General features: G+C 53.3%; 1 protein-coding gene and 1 pseudogene. Both read right to left on the reverse strand.

From position 1 onward, the window contains the following. Positions 1 to 3,413, reverse strand: a 3,413-nt coding sequence (locus BLX24_RS29545; RefSeq protein WP_143092878.1) for a beta strand repeat-containing protein, incomplete at its 3' end; no start/stop codon positions are given. A 45-nt stretch (positions 3,414 to 3,458) separates the two neighbouring features. Next, a pseudogene (locus BLX24_RS32990) lies at positions 3,459 to 4,217 on the reverse strand (DUF5011 domain-containing protein); the annotation flags it as partial.

A 4,217-nucleotide genomic window follows, 5' to 3' on the forward strand; every position in this document is an offset into this window, starting at 1 on the left:
CCTGCGATGGTCAGCGAGCCGTTGGCGGGGTTGCAGGTCGTAAGATCGATTGCCGACACGCTCAGGGGCGGCTGACCGGTGGCAATAGCAAATGTGCCACCGTTGAGGTTCTGTACCAGCCCGCCGTTATAGCTGATGCTGCTGTTGCCCGACGAGCGCTCGATGATGGTGCCGGTGTTGGAGAGGGAAGAAGATCCTGAAATCACGGCGTCCCCCAGGCTATTGATCAGCGCCTGGCAGCCCTGATTGTTGAAAGCGCCGTCAGTACTAATAGCATTACCCGTTGCACTAGCGCCGATGGTAATAGTCGCGGAATTGATAAAGAATGTGTTTGCATTGTTCGCTAAACCATCAGTAGCAGACCTGTCAATCTGTATAATACCTCCCGCTGTGTTGGTAAAGGATGCCAAGTTTCGTATGCCATAGGATCCTATGCTGGCTATCGAACCAATCTTTATCGTAGCGGAGTTAATAAAGCTACCCGCCAGACACAGCATTCCGCAGGAACTGGTTTTGTCAATTTGTATCAGAGCGCCCGTTGTACTGGTAAATGATGCACGATTTTGTATTCCAAAGGGCCCCTGCGTACTGGCTATCGAGCCAATTGTTATCGTAGCCGAATTAACAAAGCTTCCGGAACCATTTCGTAAACCAGAGTCGGTAAATCCCTCAATTTGGATGAAACCACCCGCTGTGTTCGTAAATGTTGAATAATTATCTAACCCGAAATAACCTGTAGTGCCTATTGAGCCAATCGCTATTGTAGCCGAATTAACGAAGGTTCCGGTAGTGTACAGTCCTGCGCCGGAAAATCCGTCAATTTGTAAGATGCCGCCTGTCGCATTACTGAACGAGGTGGTATTGTAGAGTCCGAAATCACCCACAGAGCCCGTACTACCCAGCACCAGCTGACCCTCGTTACGCACTAGCCCGTTATTGGAAAAACCTCTGGTAGATCCAATGTAAGACTTACTGCCATTAATACTCAGGCTGCCTGTCGTGCTGATGGTAAGCGAAGCACCGGTTTGCACTTCTACCGACTTCGCAACGGCTGTGGTGCTCAGCACGGGTGAATAGGCTGTACCGGCCGGAATTGTCACATCGTCGGTGGCGGTGGGTACGGTGCCAGCAGACCAGTTGGCGGGGGTATTCCAGTTGCTGCTGACGCAGCCCCGCCAGAACTGACCGGTTGCGGTAGTGAGCAGCCCCTGGTTATTGGTGATGATGAAGGTACCGCCATTGAGGTCCTGCACCAGCCCGCCGTTGTAACTGATGCTGCTGTAGTTCGCCGAGCGCTCGATGAGGGTGCCGGTGTTGGAGAAGGAAGAAAAATTAGTAATATAGGCATTTCCCAGGCTATTAATCAGCGCCTGGCAGCCCTGATTGTTGATTAGTCCGGAATTACTGATAGCATTACCTGTTACACTGGCACCGATGGTAATGGTCGCCTGATTGACAAAATTGTTACTGGTATTGAGTCCTACAGCGGTGGTGCGGTCAATAGTGATGTTGCCGCCTGTCAAGTTACTAAAGGATGACGAAGTATATAAACCGGTATCTATAGCTACCCCACTGGCAGTTGTACCGATGTTGATGGTCGCTGAATTGACGAAGCTGCCGCTATTATACAGCCCACGGCTGCTGGTCCGGTCAATCTGTATGCTTCCTGCGGCCGTGTTAGTGAACGAGGCTGTATTATATAAACCAATACCTCCTGCGTCGGCACCCGATCCAATGACTATGACTGCTGAGTTGACAAAACTACCATTAACTTCATTAGACAACCCAAAGCTGCTGGTCCGGTCGATCTGAATACTTCCCGCGGCGGTATTGGTAAACGATGCTGTATTATATAAACCAATGCCTCCTGCGTCGGCACCCGATCCAATGATTATTGTTGCCGAGTTGACAAAGCTGCCATTCATATTATTCCCCAAAGCATAATTATCCGCCCGGTCAATCTGTATGCTTCCTGCGGCCGTATTAGTGAACGATGACTCATTATACAACCCACAAATACCTACAGGGCCCGTATTACCCAGTATCAGCTGGCCCTCGTTACGGACCTGCCCGCTATTGTAAAACCCACTGCTAGGTCTAGGTCCGCTGAGATACTTAAAGCCATTAATACTCAGGCTGCCTGTCGTGCTGATGGTAAGCGAAGCACCGCTTTGTACTTCCACTGAGTGCGCAACGGCTGTGGTGCTCAGCACGGGTGAATAGGCTGTACCGGCCGGAATCGTCACATCGTCGGTGGCTGTGGGTACGGTGCCGCCCGACCAGTTGGCGGGTGTATTCCAGTCGCTGCTGACGCACCCCCGCCAGAATTGATCGGTTGCGGTAGTGAGCAGGCCCTGGTTATCGGTAATGGTGAATGTACCGCCGTTGAGGTTCTGCACCAGCCCGCCGTTGTAGCTGATGCTGCTGTTGCCCGACGAGCGCTCGATGAGGGTGCCGGTGTTGGAGAAGGAAGCGGCATTACTGATAGTGGCATTCCCCAGACTATTGATCAGCGCCTGACAGCCCTGGTTGTTGATCGATCCGGAATTACTGATAGCAGTACCTGTTACACTGGAGCCGATGGTAACAGTTGCCTCATTGACAAAGCTGCCACTAGAATTATACAACCCATTAAGGCTGGTCTTGTCAATCTGTATACTACCGCCTGCTGTATTAGTAAAGGATGACTGGTTTTGTAGCCCATAGGATCCTGTACTAGCTATCGAGCCAATCGTTACCGTAGCTGAATTAACAAAGCTTCCGGAGTTATTTCGTAAACCAGAGCCGGTTACTCTGTCAATTTGAATGACACTTCCCGCTGTGTTCGTAAATGATGAATAATTGTCTAGCCCGGAAAAACCTGTAGCAACTTTTGAGCCAATCGCTATTGTTGCCGAATTAACAAAGCTTCCGGCAGTGGATAGTCCTGAGCCGGAAAAGCCGTCAATATGTATGATTCCCCCTGTAGCATTACTGAACGAGGCGGTATTGTACAGGCCAACTTCACCCGAAGAGCCCATATTACCCAGCACCAGCTGACCCTCGTTACGTACCAGCCCGCTATTGGAAAAACCTCTGGTAGCCCCGCTGTAAGACTTACTGCCATTAATACTCAGACTGCCGCTATTGCTGATGGTAAGCGAAGCACCGCTTTGTACCTCAACTGATTTGGCAACAGCTGTGGTGCTCAGGATCGGTGCATTGGTAGTGCCGGCCGGAATCACTACATCATCGCCGGTGCCGGGGACTGCCGTCCGTGACCAGTTGGCGGCGGTGTTCCAGTCGCTGCCGGTCTGGCCCGTCCAGGTGTTCGTTGTCTGGGCAAGGGCTCCGGAGGCACTAAGCAGCAGGAACATAAATCCGATAAGACCCGCCGGAAAGGCGAGAAATAACTTGTAGTTGATAGATTTCATGTGATATATAAAGAACTGGTATAAAGGTGAATATAAGATTGATACCTATGGACAATTGCGGCCCACGGTCACCGTTCTGGTCACCGGCGCGCTGATGCCGCAGCTGTTGGTGTAGGTGGCCGTCAGGGTATAGGTCCCTGCCTGTTTTACGTTCAGCCCGACGGCCTCATGCGTGGCGCCCTCGCGGTAAACGGTGCTGAAGACATAGCCGCCGGTACCGGTCATGGTAAACGAGGTGGCCACACCGCGACCCGTCAGCCGCACCGGACAGGCGGACTCATCGGCGGTGAAGCTCAGGATCTGCGCCGGCGGCGGCTGGATACCACCCACAACGACCTGACCGGTAGCGGTGGCGGAGCAACCACCAGCCGTGCAGGTGGCCGTTAACAGGCTGGTGCTGCTGCCCGCTGTCAGGGTGATCATAGCCGTTGTAGCGCCGGTTGACCACAGGATTTGCCCGCTGCATCCGCTGGCGGTGAGGTTTACCGACTGGCCGGGGCAGACGGTTGCCGAGGAGACGGTAAAGCCACTGATGGTGTTAACCGTGAGGGTAAAGGCGGCCGACGTAGCGGAGCTGCAGTTATCGGTAATGACCACGAAATAGCTGCCCGACTCCGCTGTTGTCAGGTTGGTCAGCAGCAGGGTAGCGGCGGTCTGACTGGCAACGGGACTGGCCAGGCTGTTTTTATACCACTGGTAGGTGACCGGTGCGGTCGTTCCGCTGACGCCGACGGTTGCGCTTGCGCTGGCACCCGCGCAGACCACGGAGGTAGCTGGTGGCTGGGTGGTCAGGGTGAAGGCGGC

The sequence above is a fragment of the Arsenicibacter rosenii genome (assembly GCF_001870735.1).
GTDB lineage: Bacteria > Bacteroidota > Bacteroidia > Cytophagales > Spirosomataceae > Arsenicibacter > Arsenicibacter rosenii.